Genomic DNA, 23,345 nt, shown 5'->3' with positions numbered 1-23,345 from the left:
AACGTTTTACAGGCGGACAATTTACATATTTTATATGAATGTTCCCGTCTGTTTGGAAGCAGGGAATACAAAACGTTTTTTCTGAGTTAAATGGCATTATACTTACTTTTCGTTCAATTAAAAGCTGTACCTTCGCAAAAATTTTAGTTTTTTAATGAAGATATTTATTGCAGGTCTTCCTTTCGAAGTAGAGGAAGCAGAATTAAGAGCGGTCTTTGGAGATTTCGGGTATGTAAAATCTCTTAGAATAATAAAAGATCGCGAAACCGGCCGTAGCCGTGGTTTTGGTTTTGTTGAGATGCCCAATGATGAAGAAGCTAAAGAAGCAATTCTGAACATGAATGGTGGCGATTACAATGGAAGCAAAATCACCGTTAAAGAAGCCGAAGATCGTCCCTCAGACGGCCAGAATAAAAGCTTTAGTCGCGGTGGGGGAAGAGGTGGGTATAACCGATAGCTTTCCTATCATAAAAAGGGCCGGCTCTAAATGCCGGCCTTTTTATGTTAAAACATTTCACTTCTGTTCCTGAGAAAAAACCTGAATTGTCAGGTCATCATTGCTTTGATGTGATCTGAGCCTTGTCTTACCCTTCCAAAATCCCTTATCTTATTATATACTGTTCCTTGATTGCTAGAAATAAAATTCAACAGTCATATATCAGGTTAAAAAAAACATTATTTTAGCCAAAAGATGTTGCGCTGATGAAATTGCCTTATTGAGCAGCAGGAAGGATGTCGTTTCCTCCCTCTTGCTATTATTTCATTTAGGTAGTAATCCTCGTAAAATAAAAAAGAATGAAAAAATCAGAAGATGAGATGATGGGCAGTACACAATCAGTTCAGCAATTACAAAGGACAACCATCTTATATATAAATCTATATTAACACTAGCTCATCACTGCAATTGAGATAAGGAGCTGTGATATGATAAGTTAAATATATGCGTTAATATTGTTTGATGCATATATAATGATCTGTAGTAGTACAGATGAGTCATTTAATTGTTCATGAATGAAGGCATTCTTCACACTGTTTGCTTTACTGCTTCTTAACGGCTATTTGTATTCTCAAGGCAGGTACGAAATAAGAGGTATGGTACTAGATACTTCCGGTATAGGAATTGGAGGAGCGACAGTTAAGCTTACTTCAACCAATGATTCAGTATCAGTGCGAACTTCTGATGACGGAGAGTTTGTGCTTCCGGGAATTATCTGGCCCCGGTTTCTGCTCACTATTAGTAATTTGGGGTATCAGACAATTGAAAAGGATTACGACTTTGATGGAAGCAGGTGTGTATTTTTACTGGAACCTCTCATTCTTCAGTCGCAGTCCTATGAGCTCGACCAGATTTCGATTCTCGCTAAGCGCGCTGTCATTATAAAGAAAGATACCATAGAGTACCAGGCCCGGAATTATCGTTTGAGGGAAAATGCCTTTACAGAAGACCTGCTGAAGAAATTGCCAGGCATTAGTATCAGCAGAGATGGAAATCTGATTGCCCAGGGGAAAATGGTAACACGGGTGAAGGTAAACGGGAAAGATTTTTTCGGAGGAGATGTCGAAACCGCCATAAAGAATATTCCAGCAAATCTGATCGAAAAGATACAAGTTATAGATGACTATGGTGATAAGGCCCGGTTAACTGGCGGGACTGACGGGCGATATCAGAAAATAATCAATATAAAAACGTGGGCAAACCTGCGGAAGGGGTATTTTGGAAATGCTTCTGCTGGCAATGGTAATGAAGGGAGATATCAGTTTTCTGCTTTGGGGAATTATTTCAATAATAATCGGGAAACTGCGTTTTACGGAAATCTGAATAACAATAATGCGGGGATGCCAGGGGCCGAATATGCCCTGAATTCTGCGATGAATGGTCTTACAACCGTCAGTGCGACGGGATTTAATTACCGGGAGAAATATAACAAAGCAATAAGCTCTTACGGCAGCTACAGCTTTTCGAAGATAAGGAACGATCTCCGGTCCGAAACTTTCAGGCAGAATATCTATCCTGATAATATATTGATATTCAACAACGACACTACAAACAATAAGAGCGTAGCATATAACCATATATTCCAGTGGACTATGGAATATGAAGACAGCTTGAACTTCATACAGGTATCGCCGGTGTTTAATTTCAATAAAAGAAATACGAACAGAGATGCGTTTTTAACTCAAAGTAAACAAAATTACTTTCGAATAACCGATAGTCTCGAACAGTTTACCCTGGAAAGAATGTCGTCTTCAGCTCCCCTTATCAGTTCCAGAATAGTGGGCAATCATAAATTCGGAAAATCAGGAAGGAACCTTTTCGCCGAAGTAGTCCTAAGAAGCAGCAATAATACATCTGAACAGAACACGAATGCCATGATGCTTTTTTATGACAAAACCGGTAGCTTAACACGTGATTCGGTACAGCGGCAATTTTTGAAAAATGAAAATCAAAGTTTTAGTACAACAGCCCGGCTTTCTTATATAGAACCGCTGAATAAAAACTCGAGGATAGAGCTGGGATATGCTTTCGGTTATTCGAATTATATAAATGACAGGGAAGCTCATAGAGCTGATATAAGGAGAAAGATTGACTCTTTGAGCAATCGCTATGCTTATTCGTTTACCACTAATACTGTAAGCCTTTCGTTAAGACATAATGGAGCGAAACATTCATACACCGTAGGTGTAAGTATACAGCCAACGCTTCTGGAAGGTGAGTCAATCAGCAAGAACATCGATATCAACCGGGAGGGGCTGAATATAGTCCCTGAGCTTAGCTATGGTTATCTCATATCAAATGAGAAGTCATTTAGTATAAACTATGCTGCCAGTAGCAATCCGCCGTCTTATCTCCAGTTACAACCGGTGACAGATGTCACCAATCCGCAGTATCCGGTAACAGGCAACCCAACTCTTAAATCGGAATTATGGCATAATGTTGATATTAGTTATAACAGCTTTAACATCGAAACAGGAAAAACCTTATTTGCCAGCGTGGCCGGAACTTTTATCCAGGATCAGGTAGTGGCAAATACAATACTGGTTAATAAAGACGATAATATTATTTCGCAGGAAACGCTCTTTGAAAATGTGAACGGGAGCTTTATGATCGGGGGCTCTTATAATTTTTCGTTACCCATCTCCGAAAGGAAATACGTTGTTGACCTGAATGGCTCGGTAAATTACAATCATAATATTTCAATGAGTAATTCTGAAAAGATCGGAGGCCGTAATCTGATCATGTCGCAGGCAATGAGAATGCAGATAAATCCGGGAGATCATCTTGAGTTTTACCCTTCAGTAGTTTATACCTATAATATTAACAGGTATTCTATGGGTACTTTTAATAATTTTTATATCGATCAATATAACAGCAAAGAACTCTCCACCTGGGCTCTTGGCGCCAGTGGAAGATTGAATCTATTGTCAGGATGGATACTGGGTATAGAGGCGGATAAGAACATTAATAAGGGATTTTCGGGAACGGGTAAAACAAACCCGTTCATTCTTAACACCTATATTGAAAGGCGGTTCTTCAAAAATAAATCAGGTGCATTGCGATTTACGGGCTTTGACATGTTTGATCAGAACACCAGCGTGGGACGTACTATTCTCAATAATGCGATCATGGATAACCGGAGTAACCGGCTTGGAAGATATTATATGCTGCTATTTACTCTAAACCTCAATAAGTTTGAAGCCTGAAAACAAAGTTGGGCACAAAACAAAAAGCCCCTGCATGATGCAGAGGCTATATATATAAGGGATGTGATTTGATTACTTTGCCAGTAACACGTTGTTAATTACATGTCCAACACCATTAGTGCCCTGTAAATCAAAAACAGTTACAAGTGCTGTGTTGCCGGCGGAATCTGATAACTCAAGGTTCTTTGAAGCATTTACCTTTAACGTAAGTGTCCCGCCATCGATGGTTGTCATAGTTGCTGTACCCTTACCAGCTGTAAGCGCTTTTATAATATCGTCTTTTGTGTATTTTCCGTTTACTATATGTCCTCTTAAAACCGGCGTCAGCTTTGCCGGATCTTTTAAAAGGCTGTCGGCTTTGGACCCTGCACTAAAAGCTTGGTCAGACGGTGCAAACACAGTATATGGCCCCGCGCCGGTTAACGTACTTTCAAGCCCCGCAGTGGTGATGGAAGTCCGGAAAATTGTATTGTAACCAGATTGGGATATTGCCTGCAAGACGTCACCTGAAGCAGCTGGCTGCTGTGTTGCTGCTGCACTTTGAGTGGCTGAACTATCCGTAGTTTGCGTTTGCGCGTAAATCGCCGAAACACTTGTCATTGTTAGTAAGGCGGCTGATAAGACTATTTTTTTTATTTCTTTCATAGTTATTTGTAATTAATATTCTATCAGATATCCATAGTCCTGCCAGTAATTACCTTTTTTTGTAATTTGCTGATTGTTAATTTTTTAGTATGTATTTGCTTGTTCTGTAGGCTTATAAATGTGTTGAAAAAAACAACAACCTGTAGTGAATTTCAGCCGGTGTAGAGGCGCAACGCCAGTATATTGTATTATTGAGCAAGACGAACAATGATACCCTCATTTCCATTAAGGTTAATTTTTCCGGATATCATTCGACCTTCAAGGTGCGGAGATGTTGCAATATTAACGAAGCCATTAATCCTTCTGTTCTCGTTATTAAAGCATGCCGAACCGTTACTAAGATTAAGTAAAACAAAGAACGCCGAATGCCCCGATTCTCTGCGTATATAAGCAATGGTTTGTTCATTACACTCAACTGGCTCATATGCTCCGGTGATCAAAGACTGTTCTTTCTGCCTCAATTCTATGAGTCGCTTATATAGTGAAAGCATCGAATGCCGGTCTTCTCTCTCAACCTGCACATTCTCACGTTCAAAGGCCTCGTCAACTCTCAGCCAGGGCCTGACGCTGCTAAATCCACCGTTTGCACTGCAATCCCACTGCATGGGGGTTCGTGCAGGGTCTCTGCTGAGGTTTTTATCCGGCATATTTAATCCTTGCGGATCCTGAATTTCTTCAAATGGAATCGGTACATCACGCATGCCTAGCTCATCGCCATAGTAAATCGTCGGAGTTCCCCGGAGGGTGAGTAGCAGCATCGCCGCTATACGGGCCTGTTCAATTCCAACCCTGGTAGCAATGCGGGGCCGGTCGTGATTTCCTAACACCCAGTTGGGCCAGCCGCCGGGAGGGAGAGCTGCCTCATATTCGTCAACAGCACGCGCAATCTTCTGCGCAATCCATGGCAAATCGATTAATTGAAAATTAAAAGGCAAATGAGCTCCTTTATTATCTACACCATAATATAGCATTAATTTTTGTATGGGCAGATAGATTTCTCCAATCATCAGCCTGTCGTCGTAACTGTCGAGTAAGCTGCGCATTCGGCTGATAATGTCGTGAACTTCGGGCTGGTCCGTTGAATATACCGGTAACAGCTGGTCATAAGTCGGCATATGTGCCTGATAGTCCGGGTTTGGAGGGTTATCAGGGTACTGCTGATCTTTAATTAAGTGCCAGAGCACATCTACTCTGAACCCATCGACGCCCTTTTCCAGCCAGAAGCGCATCACTTCCAACATCGCATCCTGTACTTCTGGATTCCGCCAGTTCAGGTCGGGCTGTTCTTTTAAAAAGCCATGATAATAATACTGCCTGGTCTGCTCATCCCACTCCCAGGCACTGCCGCCAAATACACTGAGCCAGTTATTAGGGACCGAACCATCATCTCCGGGATCTTTCCATATATACCAGTCACGTTTTAGGTTATCTCTCGACGACCTGGATTCCACAAACCACGGATGCTTATCCGAGGTATGATTGGGTACAAAATCGAGGATCAGTTTCATGCCGCGTAAATGGATAACATCTAATAACTCGTCAAAATCAGCCATGGTTCCGAACAGCGGGTGTATGCCGGTATAGTCAGAAATATCATAGCCGAAATCAGCCATGGGAGACGGATAGACAGGGGAGAGCCAAATAACGTTCACTCCCAGCCATTGCAGATAATCAAGACGTTCAATGATACCGCGGAGGTCACCTATTCCATCCGCGTTGCTGTCCTGGTAAGAACGCGGATATATTTGATAAATAATTCCTGTATGCCACCAGAGATATTGAGAAGCGTTTTTCATTGTCGTTTTTATGATAAATGATATCTAACCTTTTTTGTTTTTTAACTGCTAATCCCACAGAGCTCTTTGGCTTGGATATTGCATTAAGATAAATACAATCACAACTATGAATAAATATACGAATACAAAGGATAAGCAGAGCATGAAGGGAAAAACTGTAGTGATTACAGGAGCATCGGGGGGCGCCGGCCGGGCTATAGCTGTTGAATTTGCGCGGGCCGGTGCTAAACTTGTACTTGCCGGCAGGCGATCCATGGCTCTGGAAGAGGTTGTTGAGGAATGTAATGAAACAGGAGCAGAGTCGGCTGTTGCAATAACGACAGATGTAACGGATGCCGCCGCAGTACTTCTGCTTGCAAAAACAGCATTTGAGATATATGGTCGTATTGATGTCTGGGTTAACAATGCCGGGATTCTGGCCGCCGGATCGTTTACGGACACACCGATAGAGATATTAGACCAGGTAATTAAGACCAACTTAATGGGGTATCTTCACGGGGCTCATGCTGTCCTGCCTTATTTTATAGGTCAGCAACGTGGTATTCTTATAAATAATATTTCAATAGGCGGATGGTTTCCGGTGCCCTACGCAACAGGATACTCGGCCAGCAAGTTCGGGCTTAGAGGCTTTTCAGAGGCATTAAGAGGGGAGCTTACCAAGTGGCCTGAAATTTATGTTTGTGATGCGTTTCCTGCCTTTTTAGATACTCCGGGAATCAGACATGCAGCTAATTTTACGGGTCGGTACCTAAAGCCCGCACCTCCTGTTTACGATCCGCGGAAACTGGCAGTGGCTATAGTAAAGCTCGCACATAATCCAAAGCCGTCGGTTACGATCGGGAGTATAGCCACATTCTTAAGGCTATCCCATTTTTTGTTTCCTGCTCTTAGCCGCAATATCACTGCTAAAGTTATTGAGAGTTATCTAAAAGTAGCGGATCATGTGCCTTTAACAAATGGCAACGTATTCAGGCCCCTAAAATATGGCTCAGGCGTGTATGGGGGGTGGAGCCGGTTCTCTCCTCCGTCAAGGAGGAAGACAGCAACTGTTTTGCTGTTTACAAGTGCTGCCGCCTTATTTCTGTTAAAGATGACCCGGCGGTAAAACTAACGCTTAGTTTTTGCCTCTACGGATCAGTACCAGAACAGTAATCGCACATGCCGTTAGAATTACTTTAGTTATCATGAATATTAAAGATAATTAATAATAGTTTACCCGTGCTTCATCTCCTCATTTTTTGTTAGAAGCGGAACTATAATACTCGTAATTGCAAGTCCAATAAAGGTATTTCTCGCTTTTTTGTTGCCCGCAAAATCGAAGAGCAAAGGCGCGGCTGCTATAATAATTCCCATAGAGATATCGGTGAGCAAGTGTACCTTAAATGGTACAACCTTTAACATTCCCCATTCAGCTTTGGTTGTAAGTGCAGATGCGAGCACTCCCGCACCGATAAGGCGGCATAACGTTTTTGCTTGTTTTACCTTCCTAAACCCGAATAGTTCGGGTGCCGCAAACGACAGGGGAACGTAAGAATAGTCGGCAATACCATGTAGCTGCCTTGAAATAGGTGATTCCATAACGTAGGTATAAGATGTTCTATATAAACCGGCATTGTTGCGAACAGTTTTATCTGACGATGTATTTCCTGAGACACGTCAGGGTCTTTCAAAGAAAATTGGTTGGAAGTTGATTATTTTTACTCCAGTCTTTAAAAGGAAGTAATAAAGATTAAATTTGCTGGCAACAGGTACATTTTTTACAATGAATAAGAAAGCAGTTTTTATAGCTTGTCTGGCCTTATTATTTTCAGGAAGCGGCAAAGCACAGGACAAAGCAGTTCAATTTTACCTCGATAATTACGCGATACCATTTACCGGTAAAAATATTGCGACGATAGTAACAAAAGGCGGAGCTGATGAGAAAGCTATTCTTTTAAAGGATACATCCGGCTTATTTGCCGTAAGTAAGGACAATGTGCTGAGATTGAAAAAGAAAGTCGAATTAAAGGGTTTAAAATATAATATTACCATTCAGGTGGGTGATGATAAAGCTGATTTTGTCATTGTGAAAGACAACTTCATAAAAAACAAAGTGATAGCTCACCGTGGTGCATGGAAGAATACAGGCGAGACTGAAAACTCAATAGGTGCATTAAAAAAAGCCATACAAATGGGTTGCGAGGGTTCAGAATTTGATGTGAGGATGTCTGCCGATTCAGTACTATTTGTTCATCATGATCCCGATGTACAGGGTATCCGGATTGAGAGTACCGCCGCTTCAGAATTACATAAGGTTAAACTTTCTAATTCTGAGCCGCTGCCAACATTAGATGCCTATCTGAAAGAAGGGATCATTCAAAACTCAACCAGGCTCTTTCTGGAGATCAAGCCATCTGTTATCAGTCCCGAGATGACTATTGCTGTGACAAACAAGACTGTTTCAGCCGTCCGCGCGCTCAAGGCTCAGGCATGGATATATTATATCAGCTTTAGTTATGATGCTTTAAAACGAGTGAGGGAGTTAGATCCGGCTGCTAAACTGGCCTATTTAGGTGGCGACAAGAGTCTTCAGCAGTTGAAAGCCGACGGAATAGATGGACTAGACTATCACTACAGCATTTTCAAAAAAGAGAATAAGATGATTGACCAGGCAAGGAAATTGGGCTTAAGTACGAATTGCTGGACTGTCGATGATATTAACGACCTCCAGTTTTTCTTGAAGGAAGGGGTTGATATGATTACTACAAATGAGCCGGAACTTCTTATGGATGTTATTAAAAGGAAATAACTGCTAAGTAAGAATCATTTCTAAAAGTTATACGATTCAATTTTTTCAGCGAGGTATTCGAGTATTTCGTCGTCAACGCCACCGGGATTTTTACATACATGTAGCAAGCCTCGGGAGTCAGGTTCAAAGCTTGCTACAAGCCTGTTGTTTTTGAATACTTCAAACTTGCATCTGTTATCGTCGTCATGAGCATAATCTATGACATCAAATGATACTGTGCTCCCGCCACTCGGTACGTCAATGCTGAATCTATCCATAAGTTAATATCTGATAAGCAGATAATGAAAATATCGAATATTTGTTTGCTTTCGGACTATTTTAGCGATGCGTAGTTATAAAACGTTATTTTGCCGGTTCCTTCCACGGAGAAGTTCTTTATTTCTTCTTTACCATGGGCATCACGTAAAAATATTTTGACGTCATTTTTCCCTTTTTGAAGCGGGATGCGCGCATAATAGATAGACGATGGAAGAGTTTGCCAGTTTCGGGTGTCGGCCTTTTCAGAAAATAAACTATAAAGGTCTATTGCTGCAGCGATGCCTTCGCGCAGCTCCTTGTTCTTCTTGTTATCGTCGTCCTTCCCCTTTATAACCATCTGTGCTGCCTTTTTAACGGCCATCCGGCTTAAGGCAAGAGAGGCTTCTTTTACAAAACGCTGTTTTAATGTCGATATAGCCAGCTCGTTAATATCTTCGGCCTTCTCAGCAACAACGCTGTCTTGTTTCGTCTGGATGGTGGCAATTTTAAACAAAGGGGGGCGGGGAGCATATCTGGGGAAAGCTACTCTGAAATTGTTCAGATCGGCTGCCTCTAAGTGATCGGCATTAAAACTTACTCCCGAATCAAAAGGTATGTTGTTGCCATTCATGTCAACAAAGTAAAACCCCGAAGTGCCCTTTGTCAGGCTGAAGAAAAAGTCTTGTTGTTCTTTCACCGGGGCAAGACCATTTTCCCAAAAGACTACGAGAGAACCGCCTTCCGCATCTTTATGCACCTCATATTTCATGTTCAACAGCTTCTCGAAGCGTCCTACCTCATCGTTGAAGCCATTCTGCGAGGCTGTCCTTAAAACGTCTTTCTTTAGCTGTTCGGGCATTTTAATCCCATAATACTCTTGATTCTCGCTGTTTAAATAAGCCTCGGCAGCGTTTCGGTAAGCAATAAATGCGTTATTGATATCTGCCGCCGACTCGTAAATGAGTCCCTGTAGCATGAAAGAAAAAGGATCTTTTGAATATCTGTTGTTTTTATCGTTAAACTTGTCGTTTAACTGCTGATTTTGCAAGGTGATTCGACGTGCTTCTACAATGGCTTCTTCACTCTTGCCGAGATACAGGTAATTCAAAGCCTTGTAGTAATGGATCATAATCTTCTCGAAATCCTCTCCTTTATACTTTTGCATCATGGGATTAACAAGTGTGCCTGCTAAAGCATCTCCTGCATCCGTACGGACTTCTTCGATATATTTATCAGCAAGGTTGAAATAGTGGTTACTGGTGTCGTATTGAGCCAGTGCGTGAGTAGTCCTGCCTTTCTCTAAGAGGTATAGCAGCCTGTTTCTTGTTTTCTGCAGAAGCTTGCTTTTCTCGAGTTCGATGTTTGCTTTAGCATAATCCCCTTCAGAAATACTTGAATAATAGTTCTTAATCTGCTCGTGGTAAGTGGTACAACTGCTTGTCAGAAGTAACAGGGCGCTAAAAATAACTAAGCAAAGATATTTTGCAGGTGCTTGGACCATAGTGGGGAATAATGCATGGAACAGCCTAAAATGTTCCATGCACCATGATAATGATTAATTCTTAACGTACTTAGTTATTTTCTTGTCGCCAATCCATACAACCTCGTTGCTTTCGATATTGGTAAGCTCAAGATTTACTTGATAAGAAACTACTTTTTCTCTTTTATGGGCATCAACGATAGAGTTTACAGAGCCCTGAAGAATATAGTCAGCACCGTTTTCCAGCCCGAATTTTTTCATAGTAGAAACCGAAGCGTTTGTTTGCTGGTCAGCTTTTTCACCGCGCAGTTCTTCACGCTTCTTTCCGCCCTGAACCAGTCTGATTTTCTGCGAACTGATAAAAGAGCGTTCTACATCTTTAGTAAATGTCTCGGCATCGATGTGCTCATGTGTCTTGTTTTGTACCATTCCAACTATAACAACAGGCTTTTTTCCGGCTTTTTGTTCTAAATGATCGTTCAGCCAGCTGGCATTAAGAATGGTATTAGTCATTTCTTCAGCGACCATTCTTGAGTCGGTGTTATTCCAGCCTCCGCTAATATCAATTTGCTGGTTGTTATCAATACGGGTAACTGTTCTTGAACACGAAGAAATAAACAGGGCAGAGGCCATAAGACCGCCGATACAAAATGTTTTAAGAAGATTCATATGATGTGTTTGTGATAAAAGATTATTCTTTGGAACATAGGATTTATCTCCAGTGTCCTCTGCCGTTGTTCCATCGGAAATACAACGACGGTTGTATATAAAAGCCCGAGCTTCTCCAGTTATATGGATTATAGTAACCTTGCCAGTAGTTATTATAGTAATAACCATTATTGAGGTTTTCCTGATGCCGCCATTCGCGGTGTTGCTGTCTCCTTTCAAGGCGGGCTTCGTACCAATCGTAAGCTTTATAGGTTTGCTGAACCGTAGTGCCCTGATTTTTGGTAAGGGAATCAGCGTTTTTCATATATTGTTGCTGGCTTTCTTTATACCTGGGATTTTGATCGGAGGTAAGATTTGCTTGCTGAGCCTTCACTGACAGTGTCAGGATAGCCAATAATGACAATAAATATAGCGATAGTGATTTCATTGTACGATACTCAAAACTATATATAAATAGACGAATCGTCGTGCTGTAAAGTTACACTATCTTTAAATTTTTTAGGGAAAATTTTATTGTAGCCGCTCTGTCTCGATCTGATATTGGAGCCGCTGGTTTTCAAATTGGATATCTTTGTATTTTATATAGAAATAAACAGCTAAAAGAAGGAAGAATTTCGACAGAATAAACACTACAACAAATATCAGACGCCAGTATTTCTGAACGGTTATTTTTTCAGACAAGGCATTTTTATTTCTGTAATCCAGGGAATATTCCGCACCGCTCTCGTATTCCGGGAGCTCTTCTTTAAAATTATCTTTTATCGTATTACTGACCGTCTTTTCCAGGGAATGCAGGGCCTCTTCCGAAAATAATGCAGTTTTTTGCTCAACCCTTTGTTCTATATTCATCTTTTTTAGGTCTGTTCAATACCTTTAATTGTTCAGGATCATTATATCGTTGTATTAGAACCCCTGTTGTAAACTTATTCGCAGTATTGATCAATACCTTCCTGTTATCCAGGCATTCGTTCAAAGGGATGTTTTTTATACAATCGAAACGCCGCCATTGTTTTGAAGATTTTTTTATTATGGCGCTGGAAGTGAAAAGAAATTTATATTAGCGTTAATCTTTACCAGAACGATGGTATGAACACCTTAAGGGCTTTGTTTTTAACGATAATGCTGTTTACTGTATTCGCTGCCTCGGCGCAGAAAAAGGTAACCATAAACGGCTATGTTAAGGATAAAGAGAGCGGTGAGAGTCTTTCAGGTACGTTGGTTAGCGTGGTTGAATCAGGAGGGGAAGCCTTGTCAAATGAATACGGCTTTTTCTCTCTTACTGTTCCGGCAGGCGAATACAGGTTTCGTTTTTATTATCTGGGATATGAAGGAAAGGAGGAACGATTGCATCTGGAAAGTGATACTGTTTTGAACATTGCCTTAGCAATGTCCATGACTTTAATGAATGAGGTTATGGTAAGTTCAATCCCAGCCGATCGTAATATCAACAAACCTGTTCATGCCTCACCGCTTTCGATTGGCTCCGTCAGACTGTTGCCGTCATTTTTAGGGGAAGCGGACCTTATACGATCGTTCCAACTGTTACCCGGAGTAAGCTCAGTGGGCGACGGTGCTTCGGGATTCAATGTAAGAGGTGGAGGAATTGACCAGAATCTTGTAATGCAGGATGAAGCTCCGCTGTATTTTACCTCTCATCTGTTCAACCTTTTTTCCGTAGCAAATCCGGACGCTGTGAAAGACGCCAGCCTTTATAAAACGGAGATGCCTGCCCGATTCGGTGGCCGTTTATCTTCCGTACTGGATACACGATTAAAGGACGGAAACGACAAGGAGTGGGGCGTGACCGGAGGTTTGGGGCTGATAGCGAGCAGGATCACCTTAGAAGGGCCTGTCATTCAGAATAAAAGCTCGATGATTGTGAGCGCCAGACGTTCATATACCGACTTAATTACAAGGCAGTCCTCCGATCCGGATATCAAAAATAACTCTATTTATTTTTACGATCTGAGCGCGAAATTTAACCTGAGCATATCAGAACGCGACAAGCTTTTTGTTTCAGCCTATTTCGGAAGGGATAAAATAAAGGCGAATACGATATTTAAGCTCAATTGGGGAAACGGTACCGGTGCTTTGCGATGGAATCATGTGTTTAATCCAAAGCTCTTTCTAAACACAAGTGTAATCTATTCCGAATATAAATATAGTCTCGGCTCGGAAAATAGCCCTTCAAATAGTTTTGTCTGGAATGCTGGTATCAACGATTATATTCTGAAGAGCGGATTCAACTGGTACCCCAATATAGAGAATACGGTCTTTATGGGAGTCGAAGGGACATTTCACCAATTTATTCCCGGCAAAGCCGAACCGGTGGGCGATGAGTCAATTTTCAGGCTGGTAGAGATGCCTGGTCAAAGATCAGCGGCGCTTAATTTTTATGGCGACCATGAGATTCAATTTTCGGAGGTTTTTGCTGTAGAATACGGATTACGGTACTCGATATTTCAAAGTATTGCAGACGGGGAAACGACGGTTTACGACTATCGGGGGCTGCCCGGAGAGCGAAAGGAGCCTGTAGATCCACGGGTATTCAAGGACTGGGATAATATAAAGACATATCACTATCTTCAGCCGCGGATATCTCTCAAACTGCAGGCCGGCAGATACGCGTCGTTGAAGATCTCGTACAACCGTACAGCGCAGGATCTTCATCTAATGTCGAACACCATGTCAGTAAGTCCGTTGGATATGTGGGCCCCAAGCTCTTATAATATAAAGCCGGAAACGGCAGATCAGTTCTCGGCTGGATATTTCAGAACCTTTAATGAAAACAGATACGAAACGTCTGTCGAGGTGTATTACCGGAGGCTAAACAATCAGATTGATTTTATAGATGGCGCAGAAACAGTAATGAACGAAAATCCGGCTGCCGATATGTTATTTGGTAAGGGGAGGGCTTATGGGGCCGAGTTGTATGCAAAAAAACACTTTGGAAAACTAAATGGATGGCTTAGTTACACTTTAAGCCGCACGGAAAGGAAATTCGACGGGATTAACAACGGACAGTATTTTCCTGCCAAGTTTGATAAAACCCATTCTTTGTCAATGGTTGCTGTATATCAGTTAAACCCATCTGTAGTGTTTTCAGGCACTTATAGTTATGCTTCAGGAACTCCGGTGACATTGCCCGCTGACCGCTTTGAAGTACAGGGTTATCCCGTTCAATTTAATTCCGGCAATTACAGGAATAACTACCGGATACCGTCGTATAAACGGGTGGACTTGTCGGCTACGTTCAGGCGTAAGGCCCCCCGGGGCAAAAGATATTACAGTGAATGGGTGGTATCACTTTTTAATGTGCTGAACCGGCGGAATGCTTTTTCTGTATATCTTAGGCAAAATAACCAACAACCGTCTGATTTTGAAGCTGTACGTTTTGCCATGTTTGGGACTGTTATTCCTTCTGTAACCTGGAATTTTAAATTTTAATCATGAAGCTCTGGCTTTCTTTACTTCTGTTAATTGTATCGTTTCTGGCTCTTTCCTGCCAGGATGTAATTGATATAGAAGTCGCTGGTGGTAAACCTGTCCTGGTGGTAGAAGGATGGCTTACAAATAAGCGCGAAACGCAGGTTGTCAAACTTTATTATACCAGGGGTATTTCTGATTCGACGGGTTATCAGCCTTTAGAAGGCGCTCATGTGATCCTCAGTGATAATGAAAATCATAAAGAGCTACTCAAAGAACAGGCACCCGGGCGGTATTCTTTTACTCAGATCAGGGCAATAACCGGCCGGACTTACACTTTGAGCATCGATACAAAAGATGGCTCTTATGAAGCGGTCTCTACAGTGCCGCGTCTGGCCTTCAACCCGGATACCGTTCTATATAAGTACCAGGATAAATCCCTGATCTATAAGAATGCCGGGTATTATCCATTAATCTGCGCTCAGGAATCAGAAGGGAAGGGCGACTATGCGCAAATAAAACTATATAAGAATGGCGTTTATCAAAATAAGTCGGATGACCTGAACCTCTTTTCTGATGAATATGCCGACGGATATTATATAAAAAATCTCGAGCTGAATATTGACAGCCCTTATGTAAGAGGCGATCTTATCAGAGCCGAAGTGTGGTCGTTAAACGAACAGGCATACCTCTTCTGGCGCGATATAAGGAGCCAGCTGCATAATGCGCAAATTTTTGCTGCCCCCTTCATTAACGCCCGGAGTAACATAAAGAAAATAAAAGCATCATCGAATGATGCTACAGGCTAATTCGGAACCTCTGTAGTGAAATTTAAAGAAACACGCGTTGAATAGGTTCAAGTTAACTGAGGACTTCGAAGCTTTACAGAAATAACTGAGAGTATCTCTTCAATCCGGTTCTTTAAAGAGACGGGTTCAACCAGTACGGCTTCATCGGCAAACATCAGAAACCATCTTGCAAAGCCTTCAGGAAAAGCAGTAAGAAATGACATCTCAATACTATCATCCTTCTCGGTTTCGGATATAAAGCCGTTATAATATTTTTGTTCTGCCAGATGCCGGGCGGCTTTTTTATTTACTCTAATGACTACAGACAGTAAATCGCGGCATTTATATTCTTGCTCTGTATATTCTTTTAATGAAATATGCTGATGCTGATATGGCTCGTTTGTTAACGATAAGCTTCTTATGCGGTCCATTCGAAAATCACGATAGTCCTCTCTCATATGACAGAAAGCAACCAGATGCCAATAATTATCGAGATAAAAAACACCGATAGGCTCAATCTGGCGATTAGTGCTTTCTTGTTTATAATGCGCAAAATAGCATATGTCAACTACCCGTTTATCATTTATAGCTTTTAATATTGTCTGAAGAATGTTAAGTCCGGGCTGACTAGCTTGTTTTTGTGGCCGCGTTTGCAGCACTTCTATGTAGCTGTCAAGGTTTTCAAGTAAGTCTTTTTCAGGCTTGCGCAGCACCGCTTTGATCTTATACATCGCGGACTTGTAAATAGCTCCGTTCGAGGCGTCTGTGAGCTTTTCTACCAATTTTTCGGCAGTAAGCAATGCTGTGGCTTCCTCTCTGGTAAACATAATTGGAGGAAGCCGATACCCTTCCATTAGCGAATATCCAACACCTGCTTCCCCAATGATCGGGATACCTGCTTCTTCCAGGGCCTTAACATCACGGTATACCGTTCGTAAACTGATGTTAAACCGTTCTGCAATATCAATTGCTTTTACAACCCTCCGGGATTGTAATTGTATAAGAATTGCTGACAGGCGATCTATGCGATTCATCGACAGCAAATCTGGTAAAAAAGGATGAAAGGAAAAAGTGTCTTAATCCCAACCTGTGCCTTTTTTAGCGTCTCCGTTTTTGATATGCTCTTCGGCTTTAGCTTTTCCTAAAATTGCGGCCATTTTATTGCCTTCGCTATCCTTTCCTGTTGCGATATAGCGGCCTGATTTTATATCAATGACCGGATCGATCATCGGAACATTTTTCGTTTTGGTCTTAACAGAATATGCAGTGATACCACCGTTGCTTTCGTTTTTCGATTTTGACATAATAACGTAGTTTAAAAGGTTTGTGAAATTAACCTTGTTTCTTGCGAATTGTTTATCAAAACCTGTATTTTTAATTGATTCTGAAAAACAAGGCCGTTTTCAACATTTTATACTGCCTGATATGGCTCCTGATACAATAGACCTGCTATTCAAATGGGATGTGATTTATAGGACTTCCTGTTGTTTTTGTAAGTGAGCCGAGGGTATATGTTGGTAACGACATAGGATGTACGGCGGTGAGCTACTCATTTTATCTCCAGTATCTCTTTCGCCAAATGTATCATCTTTTGATCGCCGGTATACTTTCCGCGCTCATCGGAGAGCTTCACCACAGGAATCCATGGTTGATTTTCCGGAAACGCTTCAGTCATCTTAATCACAATATTTAGTGGTGTTACGCCCACATCGTTCGTGAAGTTTGTTCCAATACCAAATGACATTCCTATTTTACCCCTGCAAAATTCTGTAATATGCGCTACCTTATCATAGTTTAGTGCATCTGAAAAAATAATGGTTTTAGACATAGGATCGATGCCCATGCTTTTATAATGCGCGATTGTTTTTTCTGCAAATACAACCGGATCACCGCTGTCATGACGAACTCCATCAAATAACTTTGAAAACTTCTTGTCAAACTGTTCGAAGAATATATCCGTCGTGTAGGTGTCGGAAAGCGCGATGCCAAGGTCTCCGCGGTATACGTTTGTCCAATGTTCCAAGCCAAGAGAGTTGGCCATTTTGAAACCGTATTTAGCGGCGTGAAACATAAACCACTCATGTGCATGAGTACCTATTGGCTTTGTGTTATACTTCATAGCCAGATGAACATTACTCGTACCCACGAATGTGTTTCCTCCGTACTCTTTCAGAGCTTCAACCACCAGGCTATGCACTGCATATGAATGCCTGCGTCGCGTGCCAAACTCAGCGATCGTTACTCCAAGAAGGCCATATTTTTCGATCTTCTCTTTGTTTATTGCGGTGATCTCTTCATTGCTTATATGCTGAAGATGTTTAAGCTGATAATACAATTCGCAGATCATCGCCATCAGTGGAACTTCCCATAGTATCGTACGGTACCATAGTCCTTCTACATTGACCGATAAGTCGGTCCCATGTTGTTCAATTTTTACCTCATCAGGGTTGTAACGATAGCCTTGAAGGAAATCCAGATAAGTAGGATCAAGATATGGGCAGGTCGCAGCAAGATATTGCTTCTCATTCGCTGTTAAACGCAGATTAGCCATGCTATTTACGGCATTCTGCAGGGCTGTAGCAAAGCCCTCAGGAAAAAGATGCTTTCCCCTGTTTATGAACTGGTATTTTGCTTTTGCATGGGGAAATAGTTTTATTACGCCATGCTGCATTGTGAATTTATAGAAATCGTTATCTAATAATGAAGGAAGAAATGTGGTTTCAGTTTCTTTCATATTTGCGTTAGCAAACCCATACTTGTGTTCACTTATTACATTATTTAGTACAAGATATTAAAAATTATCCTGCATGCAGCACGGACGGATTTTTCGTTCTATTTTTTTATCAAACCCTCTACAAGACTTTTCCATTGAGCTTTGGAAAAACCAAGCATTGCACCAATGGCAACCATCGCATTTCTTATTTTATCAGAAAAGTTTTCTGATTCAGTATTAGGCGCTTCGTTTCGACCATGTACCGATGCTGTGATTGTACAACCCTCACGTTTTACACGAAAAGTACTGCTTGCTTTATCTTCAAAAAAGTGGGAGACGTCAGGGCTGCTGTTCTGGGGATTGCCAGAGGGCTTTACTTTTATCGCAGTTGCTTCCATCTGCTGTGAAGGTTCATCTTGTTCTTCGATTTTCTCAATATGGACCCAGTCATAACCTTCGCCGCTATCTGTAGACGGAGCAGGAAGATTTATTTTGAAATAATCACCTTCTCGCGCTGGCCTGTTCACTTCCGCGCCGGTGTTATCTATTAACTGAAATCCTGATGAACCTGCTTTGCTGATTTCTTTCCAGCCCGAAACGTTTAATAGTCTGCGTTTAACCACCTGGAAATGCTGTTTAGCTTCCGCTTCGTTTTCCAATGTTATCGTCGATTCCGTATCTGTTTTTATACCTTCTTCATTGCCAGGTATTATTCTTTTATCATTTTCCATAATAGATCTGTATTTAGTTTAATAAGACTGTTGGAAAAAGAAAAGTTTTAAAAGATTTACGGAAGTATACTTTAGCGCTCGTTAAATAGCCTATTGAAGTATTAGCATTATTCTACTCAAAAATGATGGTCTTATTTCCATTAATAAAAACCCTGTCTTCAAAAACGAGTTGCATTGCCCTGCTTAATACCGCTTTTTCAATTTCTTTACCAGCCTTAACCATCTCTGCAACCCCAAATGTATGATTTACAGGTATGGTTCTTTGCATGATTATAGGTCCTTCGTCAAGGTCGCTTGTTACAAAGTGCGCTGTCGCGCCTATGAGTTTTACACCCCGTTCAAATGCCTGCCGGTAGGGACTGGCTCCAATAAAGGCGGGTAGAAAAGAGTGGTGGATATTGATAATCCTTCCCCGGAACCTGTCAACAAATTCAGGAGATAGTATCCGCATGAATTTTGCAAGTATTACATAGTCTGGCTTATAGGGTGTAAGCACGTCGAGCAGTTCTTTCTCAAACTCCTCTTTTGATTTATTTTGATGATCTACATGATGAAACGGCACATTGAAGCCTTTTGTGAACGACTCAAGATGGTCATAGTTTCCTGCAACACAACATACTTTTGCTCCCAGGGTGTTGAAATGGTTACGTACCAGAGAGTCGGCCAGGCAATGATATTCTTTTGTAACCAGTATAGCTATGCGTTTTTCCGGATTTGGATTGATAACAACCTCTGAAAGTTCTGGTAATTTCTCCCGTAATGCAGCGTACAACAGCTTTTCTTCGGGTACTGCTCCCACACAGTCTATCCGGGCAAAGAAGTGATTTGACGTTTCATCCACAAATTCCCGCATTGCTGTGATGTTTAGATGATGATGTGCTAAAACTCCGGATATTAAAGCAACCAAACCTACTTCATCTCTGCACTGGATGAGTATTAGTGATTTATTCATGGCCTAAAGATAAGTTTAAGCGGCCAGTCGTCAACTATTTGCTTTTAGCTTTTTATTTCGGACCGCATTTTTGTCCTAAATAACGACCACAACAAACCTTCCTCATAGTTTATTGTTAGAAGGGAAATATTAAAACTTTTAAGTATGAAAAAAATAATTTATACGCTTTCTCTCGCCACTGCTCTTATGCTGGGTGTATCATCTGGTTCTGTTCAGGCTACTGAAAAAGTCGGGAAGGAACTAAAAACAGAAGTAACGTTGACAGAAGAACAAAAAGCGCAGCGTGTGGCAGAGATTAAAAGAAGAGTTGAAGAAATTAAGGCGATGGACAAGTCGCACCTGAGCCGCCAGGAACGTAAGGAACTGAGAAAAGAATTAAAAGAGATGAAAAACGCCGCACGTGCAATGACCGGAGGAGGTGTTTATCTTTCAGTAGGAGCGATCATCATTATTATTCTTGTGTTGATTTTGATCCTTTAAATCGTGTTATTTAAAGTCTGCCTATAAGCCTGTATAGTTTCTATGCAGGTTTAGTACATCATGCCTGAAAAACACTGAGCTCATCAAACCAAACTCACGACCATACAAAATCCGGAATGTACAGCAGCCGTCTGCATTTGTCCGGTGTTAAGTCGTAAACTGAAACCTATTTTAGAAGCCGCAGAAAGCGGCTTCTTCTGTTTCTTGATTACTATCCAACTTTGTAATTATTGAACGCCCTTACCAGGGGCCCCTGAAAAATTTCATTGAATGGACAGCACCCGCTGGGAGAAATACCTTGTTAACCCGAAAAGGTATTTAAACATTAAATTATAAGCCCTGGCCTGAATCTTTTAAGATGTTTTCGAGATCTGCAGGCGTATCAATTGCTTTGGTTTCAATATCCGTAACGGCTACTTTAATTTTATATCCGTTCTCAATCCATCTAAGCTGCTCAAGCGACTCTGCTTTCTCAAGGAGTGACACCGGAAGCTTCGTTATAGCTTGCAAGGTATCCCTGCGATAGCCATAAATCCCGATATGCTTATAAAAAGTATGTTCATTAACCCAATCCTCATTTCCCTTACCGCGCATATATGGAATTGCTGCTCTGCTGAAATACAGGGCTTCGTAGTTTTTATTTAATACAACCTTAGGCGAATTAGGATTATTTAATTCTTCAGCCGTTGTGATATTTTTTACAAGTGTTGCCAGCTTCGTTTCGCTGTCGGCAAAGCAACTTGCAAGAAGATCTATCTGCCGGCTATCGATATAAGGTTCATCTCCCTGTATGTTGATGATAATATCAAATCCCGGTAACTTATCTGCTGCTTCAGCGCACCTGTCGGTACCGCTTTGGTGAGCTTGCGACGTAAGAATAGCCCGTCCCCCAAAATCATTTACATGCACCAGAATACGTTCGTCATCCGTTGCAACTACAACCTCATCCAGCTTTAACGACTGCAATGCTCTTTCGTAAACGCGCTGTATCATGCTTTTTCCGTTAATGTCAATCAACGGTTTACCAGGAAAACGGGTCGAAGCAAAGCGTGCCGGAATAATACCCAGTATCCTGGTTAAGTTATTCTGCACTTCAGCAGAGGCATGACTATTTGTGTCCATATTTTACTGTAAAACTTTTATTAAAGACGATCTAGAAAAGCCCGTACAATTCGCGCTCTATACTGTCAATTATAAAGCCGAGATCTTCAGGATTATTGGCAAAATCGAGCTTGTCTTTGTCGAGGATCAGCAATTTACCTTCTTTGTAATTATCAATCCACTTTTTGTATTTGTCGTTCAGCTTAGAAAGATAGTCGAGCCGGATACCCGCTTCATACTCACGACCCCGCCGCTGGATATTATTTACAAGCGTAGGAACCGAAGCTTTCAGATAAATGAGAAGATCGGGGGCGTGAATGAACGACGTCATATTATCAAATATTGCCCTGTAATTTTCATAATCACGGGTTGTCATCAATCCCATCTCATGTAAATTTTCGGCAAATATGTAAGCGTCCTCGTAAATAGTGCGGTCTTGTATAATATTCAGCTCCTGCTTCTGGATCTCTTTAATTTGGTTAAAACGACTGTTTAGAAAATATATCTGTAAGTTAAAGCTCCATCGCTTCATGTCACTATAAAAGTCTTCCAGATAAGGGTTGTTATCTACTGCTTCATAGTGAGGTTCCCACCCAAGGTGCTTTGACAGTAATTCCGTTAATGTTGTTTTTCCGGCTCCGATATTTCCTACGACGGCAATGTGCATTTTACAATAAATTAAAATTAAAACTAGCAGGCACTGAACAGCTTAACCTAAGTCCGGATACTGCCCTCAATCAGTTAAAAATGCTTAAATCCAATAATCTCCCTTACTTCCTGAAGCGTTTTTGATGCGCTTGCCCTGGCCTTCTCAGCCCCGAGCTGTGCAACCTTTCTTAAGTACACGGTATCAGATGCAATATCGTTGATACGCTCCCGTACGGGATTTGTTGCCACAATCATGTCTTCAGCAAGCTGTTTTTTCAAATCGCCATACCTTATCTGGCATTTATTATAGAGCTCATCGAAGTGCTGATAGGTGTCTTCTGAAGAAACGACTTTCATGAGATCAAACAGGTTTTGAATGAAATCGGGCTTTTCCTGAAACTCTGCGGTGGGACCGCTATCAGTAACCGCCTTCATTACTTTTTTTCGTATTATTTCAGGACTGTCTGAAAGATAAACAGCATTATTCTCACCCTCTGACTTACCCATTTTACCTTTGCCATCGAGCCCGGGGATCTTTACCAGCTTTTCAGTAAAACTGAAGGCATATGGTTCGGGGAAATAATCGTGACCATACATTCTGTTAAACCGGTTCCCAAAAGTACGGGCCATTTCAAGATGCTGCTCCTGGTCTTTTCCTACAGGTACTTTTGTGGCTTTATGAATGATAATGTCCGCTGCCATCAATACAGGGTAAGTGAGCAGCCCTGCGTTTACGTTATTTGGATTTGCCCGCACTTTATCTTTAAACGAAGTGCTTCTTTCGAGCTCGCCCATATAAGCGTTCATATTTAAAAATAAATATAATTCGGGAATTTCAGGAATGTCCGACTGGACATAGATAGTAGCTTTCTCCGGATCTATTCCTGCCGCCAGGTATTCTACCAAAACCTGTTTTACATTGCCGTGAAGGTCTGCCGGAGTAGGGTGTGTGGTTAAAGAATGATAATCTGCAATAAAAAAAAAGCAGTTATATTCATGCTGCATCTTTATGAAGCTTTTAACTGCTCCGTAGTAATTACCTAAATGTAGTTTTCCGGTACTTCGTATACCGCTTACAACTGTTTCCATAACTGGACGAAAGTAAGGAATTTTTATATTTTTCATTTATAAAACTGTTTTCCACGCGGGAATAAACTGAAAGAGAACATCGTCCGATGGAAGGGCATCT

Annotated in this window: 23 protein-coding genes; 7 read left to right on the top strand and 16 right to left on the bottom strand. The window is 41.4% G+C overall.

Features of this window, described 5'->3' with window-relative positions; translation table 11 throughout:
- The first annotated feature begins 154 nt into the window (after positions 1 to 154).
- Together BDE36_RS15470 and BDE36_RS15465 are read left to right on the top strand one after the other, a co-directional pair.
- Complete coding sequence (locus BDE36_RS15470) at positions 155 to 457, top strand: RNA recognition motif domain-containing protein (RefSeq protein ID WP_128767717.1); 303 nt, start codon at positions 155 to 157, stop codon at positions 455 to 457.
- Positions 458 to 1,011: 554 nt separating this feature from the next.
- Positions 1,012 to 3,702: a TonB-dependent receptor gene (locus BDE36_RS15465; protein WP_141815593.1), complete on the top strand. Its 2,691-nt coding sequence runs from the start codon at positions 1,012 to 1,014 to the stop codon at positions 3,700 to 3,702.
- 72 nt (positions 3,703 to 3,774) lie between these two features.
- On the opposite strand, the gene BDE36_RS15460 is transcribed toward BDE36_RS15465, so the two are convergent.
- The gene (locus tag BDE36_RS15460; RefSeq protein ID WP_128767715.1) at positions 3,775 to 4,347 is read right to left on the bottom strand and encodes a fasciclin domain-containing protein; all 573 of its coding nucleotides are present in this window, start codon (positions 4,345 to 4,347) and stop codon (positions 3,775 to 3,777) included.
- A gap of 188 nt (positions 4,348 to 4,535) precedes the next feature.
- Entirely contained in the window at positions 4,536 to 6,143 is a 1,608-nt protein-coding gene (locus tag BDE36_RS15455) for an alpha-amylase family glycosyl hydrolase (protein ID WP_141815592.1), read from the bottom strand.
- Between the two features lie 106 nt (positions 6,144 to 6,249).
- Between BDE36_RS15455 and BDE36_RS15450 the strand changes: the two genes are divergently transcribed.
- On the top strand, positions 6,250 to 7,248 hold the full coding sequence (locus BDE36_RS15450; protein ID WP_141815591.1) for an SDR family oxidoreductase: 999 nt from the start codon (positions 6,250 to 6,252) through the stop codon (positions 7,246 to 7,248).
- A 107-nt stretch (positions 7,249 to 7,355) separates the two neighbouring features.
- Here the strand turns inward: BDE36_RS15450 and BDE36_RS15445 are convergent, their stop codons facing one another.
- The gene (locus BDE36_RS15445) at positions 7,356 to 7,721 is read right to left on the bottom strand and encodes a hypothetical protein (protein WP_141815590.1); all 366 of its coding nucleotides are present in this window, start codon (positions 7,719 to 7,721) and stop codon (positions 7,356 to 7,358) included.
- A gap of 184 nt (positions 7,722 to 7,905) precedes the next feature.
- On the opposite strand from BDE36_RS15445, the gene BDE36_RS15440 reads away from it, so the two are divergent.
- Entirely contained in the window at positions 7,906 to 8,931 is a 1,026-nt protein-coding gene (locus BDE36_RS15440) for a glycerophosphodiester phosphodiesterase (protein WP_141815589.1), read from the top strand.
- Between the two features lie 20 nt (positions 8,932 to 8,951).
- On the opposite strand, the gene BDE36_RS15435 is transcribed toward BDE36_RS15440, so the two are convergent.
- From BDE36_RS15435 to BDE36_RS15415, 5 genes are all read right to left on the bottom strand, one after another.
- Positions 8,952 to 9,188, bottom strand: coding sequence for a hypothetical protein (locus BDE36_RS15435; RefSeq protein WP_128767710.1), 237 nt, complete (start codon positions 9,186 to 9,188; stop codon positions 8,952 to 8,954).
- Positions 9,189 to 9,244: 56 nt separating this feature from the next.
- Positions 9,245 to 10,708: a COG3014 family protein gene (locus tag BDE36_RS15430; RefSeq protein ID WP_235904283.1), complete on the bottom strand. Its 1,464-nt coding sequence runs from the start codon at positions 10,706 to 10,708 to the stop codon at positions 9,245 to 9,247.
- A 15-nt stretch (positions 10,709 to 10,723) separates the two neighbouring features.
- Positions 10,724 to 11,317 (bottom strand): penicillin-binding protein activator LpoB, encoded by a 594-nt coding sequence (locus tag BDE36_RS15425; RefSeq protein ID WP_128767709.1) that lies wholly within the window; start codon positions 11,315 to 11,317, stop codon positions 10,724 to 10,726.
- 43 nt (positions 11,318 to 11,360) lie between these two features.
- Positions 11,361 to 11,744, bottom strand: a complete 384-nt coding sequence (locus tag BDE36_RS15420; protein ID WP_141815588.1) for a hypothetical protein — start codon at positions 11,742 to 11,744, stop codon at positions 11,361 to 11,363.
- Between the two features lie 83 nt (positions 11,745 to 11,827).
- A complete protein-coding gene (locus BDE36_RS15415; protein WP_141815587.1) occupies positions 11,828 to 12,166 on the bottom strand; it encodes a hypothetical protein in 339 nt (112 codons plus the stop codon).
- Positions 12,167 to 12,403: 237 nt separating this feature from the next.
- On the opposite strand from BDE36_RS15415, the gene BDE36_RS15410 reads away from it, so the two are divergent.
- Positions 12,404 to 14,764, top strand: a complete 2,361-nt coding sequence (locus tag BDE36_RS15410) for a TonB-dependent receptor (protein WP_141815586.1) — start codon at positions 12,404 to 12,406, stop codon at positions 14,762 to 14,764.
- 2 nt (positions 14,765 to 14,766) lie between these two features.
- Positions 14,767 to 15,552, top strand: coding sequence for a DUF4249 domain-containing protein (locus BDE36_RS15405; RefSeq protein ID WP_141815585.1), 786 nt, complete (start codon positions 14,767 to 14,769; stop codon positions 15,550 to 15,552).
- Positions 15,553 to 15,599: 47 nt separating this feature from the next.
- Here the strand turns inward: BDE36_RS15405 and BDE36_RS15400 are convergent, their stop codons facing one another.
- From BDE36_RS15400 to purU, 5 genes are all read right to left on the bottom strand, one after another.
- Complete coding sequence (locus BDE36_RS15400; protein ID WP_141815584.1) at positions 15,600 to 16,565, bottom strand: helix-turn-helix transcriptional regulator; 966 nt, start codon at positions 16,563 to 16,565, stop codon at positions 15,600 to 15,602.
- 42 nt (positions 16,566 to 16,607) lie between these two features.
- Positions 16,608 to 16,835, bottom strand: a complete 228-nt coding sequence (locus tag BDE36_RS15395; protein WP_128767703.1) for a hypothetical protein — start codon at positions 16,833 to 16,835, stop codon at positions 16,608 to 16,610.
- Between the two features lie 245 nt (positions 16,836 to 17,080).
- Positions 17,081 to 18,265 (bottom strand): nicotinate phosphoribosyltransferase, encoded by a 1,185-nt coding sequence (gene pncB / locus BDE36_RS15390; protein ID WP_141815583.1) that lies wholly within the window; start codon positions 18,263 to 18,265, stop codon positions 17,081 to 17,083.
- 98 nt (positions 18,266 to 18,363) lie between these two features.
- On the bottom strand, positions 18,364 to 18,975 hold the full coding sequence (locus BDE36_RS15385; RefSeq protein WP_141815582.1) for a hypothetical protein: 612 nt from the start codon (positions 18,973 to 18,975) through the stop codon (positions 18,364 to 18,366).
- Positions 18,976 to 19,087: 112 nt separating this feature from the next.
- Entirely contained in the window at positions 19,088 to 19,927 is an 840-nt protein-coding gene (purU, locus tag BDE36_RS15380) for a formyltetrahydrofolate deformylase (protein WP_141815581.1), read from the bottom strand.
- A gap of 144 nt (positions 19,928 to 20,071) precedes the next feature.
- Here purU and BDE36_RS15375 point away from each other — a divergent pair, with 144 nt between their 5' ends.
- The gene (locus tag BDE36_RS15375) at positions 20,072 to 20,407 is read left to right on the top strand and encodes an OmpH/Skp family outer membrane protein (RefSeq protein ID WP_128767687.1); all 336 of its coding nucleotides are present in this window, start codon (positions 20,072 to 20,074) and stop codon (positions 20,405 to 20,407) included.
- A 330-nt stretch (positions 20,408 to 20,737) separates the two neighbouring features.
- On the opposite strand, the gene kdsB is transcribed toward BDE36_RS15375, so the two are convergent.
- The 3 genes from kdsB to trpS all read right to left on the bottom strand — a co-directional run bounded on the left by kdsB (position 20,738) and on the right by trpS (position 23,245).
- On the bottom strand, positions 20,738 to 21,529 hold the full coding sequence (gene kdsB, locus BDE36_RS15370; RefSeq protein ID WP_141815580.1) for a 3-deoxy-manno-octulosonate cytidylyltransferase: 792 nt from the start codon (positions 21,527 to 21,529) through the stop codon (positions 20,738 to 20,740).
- Between the two features lie 31 nt (positions 21,530 to 21,560).
- The gene (locus tag BDE36_RS15365; RefSeq protein ID WP_141815579.1) at positions 21,561 to 22,175 is read right to left on the bottom strand and encodes a deoxynucleoside kinase; all 615 of its coding nucleotides are present in this window, start codon (positions 22,173 to 22,175) and stop codon (positions 21,561 to 21,563) included.
- Positions 22,176 to 22,249: 74 nt separating this feature from the next.
- Positions 22,250 to 23,245 carry a tryptophan--tRNA ligase gene (gene trpS, locus BDE36_RS15360; protein ID WP_128767799.1) on the bottom strand — a complete coding sequence of 332 codons (996 nt, stop codon included), beginning with the start codon at positions 23,243 to 23,245 and terminating at the stop codon, positions 22,250 to 22,252.
- Positions 23,246 to 23,345 lie beyond the last annotated feature (100 nt).

The sequence above is a fragment of the Arcticibacter tournemirensis genome (assembly GCF_006716645.1).
GTDB lineage: Bacteria > Bacteroidota > Bacteroidia > Sphingobacteriales > Sphingobacteriaceae > Arcticibacter > Arcticibacter tournemirensis.
Note: the sequence above shows the minus strand (reverse complement) of the source record. Positions and strands in the feature narration are given on the sequence as shown.

What these genes read in the sequence shown, in the direction of transcription:
- BDE36_RS15470 (WP_128767717.1), top strand. Translation starts at nt 155, where the DNA reads ATGAAGATATTTATTGCAGGTCTTCCTTTCGAAGTAGAGGAAGCAGAA.
- BDE36_RS15465 (WP_141815593.1), top strand. Translation starts at nt 1,012, where the DNA reads ATGAAGGCATTCTTCACACTGTTTGCTTTACTGCTTCTTAACGGCTAT.
- BDE36_RS15460 (WP_128767715.1), bottom strand. Translation starts at nt 4,347, where the DNA reads ATGAAAGAAATAAAAAAAATAGTCTTATCAGCCGCCTTACTAACAATG.
- BDE36_RS15455 (WP_141815592.1), bottom strand. Translation starts at nt 6,143, where the DNA reads ATGAAAAACGCTTCTCAATATCTCTGGTGGCATACAGGAATTATTTAT.
- BDE36_RS15450 (WP_141815591.1), top strand. Translation starts at nt 6,250, where the DNA reads ATGAATAAATATACGAATACAAAGGATAAGCAGAGCATGAAGGGAAAA.
- BDE36_RS15445 (WP_141815590.1), bottom strand. Translation starts at nt 7,721, where the DNA reads ATGGAATCACCTATTTCAAGGCAGCTACATGGTATTGCCGACTATTCT.
- BDE36_RS15440 (WP_141815589.1), top strand. Translation starts at nt 7,906, where the DNA reads ATGAATAAGAAAGCAGTTTTTATAGCTTGTCTGGCCTTATTATTTTCA.
- BDE36_RS15435 (WP_128767710.1), bottom strand. Translation starts at nt 9,188, where the DNA reads ATGGATAGATTCAGCATTGACGTACCGAGTGGCGGGAGCACAGTATCA.
- BDE36_RS15430 (WP_235904283.1), bottom strand. Translation starts at nt 10,708, where the DNA reads ATGGAACATTTTAGGCTGTTCCATGCATTATTCCCCACTATGGTCCAA.
- BDE36_RS15425 (WP_128767709.1), bottom strand. Translation starts at nt 11,317, where the DNA reads ATGAATCTTCTTAAAACATTTTGTATCGGCGGTCTTATGGCCTCTGCC.
- BDE36_RS15420 (WP_141815588.1), bottom strand. Translation starts at nt 11,744, where the DNA reads ATGAAATCACTATCGCTATATTTATTGTCATTATTGGCTATCCTGACA.
- BDE36_RS15415 (WP_141815587.1), bottom strand. Translation starts at nt 12,166, where the DNA reads ATGAATATAGAACAAAGGGTTGAGCAAAAAACTGCATTATTTTCGGAA.
- BDE36_RS15410 (WP_141815586.1), top strand. Translation starts at nt 12,404, where the DNA reads ATGAACACCTTAAGGGCTTTGTTTTTAACGATAATGCTGTTTACTGTA.
- BDE36_RS15405 (WP_141815585.1), top strand. Translation starts at nt 14,767, where the DNA reads ATGAAGCTCTGGCTTTCTTTACTTCTGTTAATTGTATCGTTTCTGGCT.
- BDE36_RS15400 (WP_141815584.1), bottom strand. Translation starts at nt 16,565, where the DNA reads ATGAATCGCATAGATCGCCTGTCAGCAATTCTTATACAATTACAATCC.
- BDE36_RS15395 (WP_128767703.1), bottom strand. Translation starts at nt 16,835, where the DNA reads ATGTCAAAATCGAAAAACGAAAGCAACGGTGGTATCACTGCATATTCT.
- pncB (WP_141815583.1), bottom strand. Translation starts at nt 18,265, where the DNA reads ATGAAAGAAACTGAAACCACATTTCTTCCTTCATTATTAGATAACGAT.
- BDE36_RS15385 (WP_141815582.1), bottom strand. Translation starts at nt 18,975, where the DNA reads ATGGAAAATGATAAAAGAATAATACCTGGCAATGAAGAAGGTATAAAA.
- purU (WP_141815581.1), bottom strand. Translation starts at nt 19,927, where the DNA reads ATGAATAAATCACTAATACTCATCCAGTGCAGAGATGAAGTAGGTTTG.
- BDE36_RS15375 (WP_128767687.1), top strand. Translation starts at nt 20,072, where the DNA reads ATGAAAAAAATAATTTATACGCTTTCTCTCGCCACTGCTCTTATGCTG.
- kdsB (WP_141815580.1), bottom strand. Translation starts at nt 21,529, where the DNA reads ATGGACACAAATAGTCATGCCTCTGCTGAAGTGCAGAATAACTTAACC.
- BDE36_RS15365 (WP_141815579.1), bottom strand. Translation starts at nt 22,175, where the DNA reads ATGCACATTGCCGTCGTAGGAAATATCGGAGCCGGAAAAACAACATTA.
- trpS (WP_128767799.1), bottom strand. Translation starts at nt 23,245, where the DNA reads ATGGAAACAGTTGTAAGCGGTATACGAAGTACCGGAAAACTACATTTA.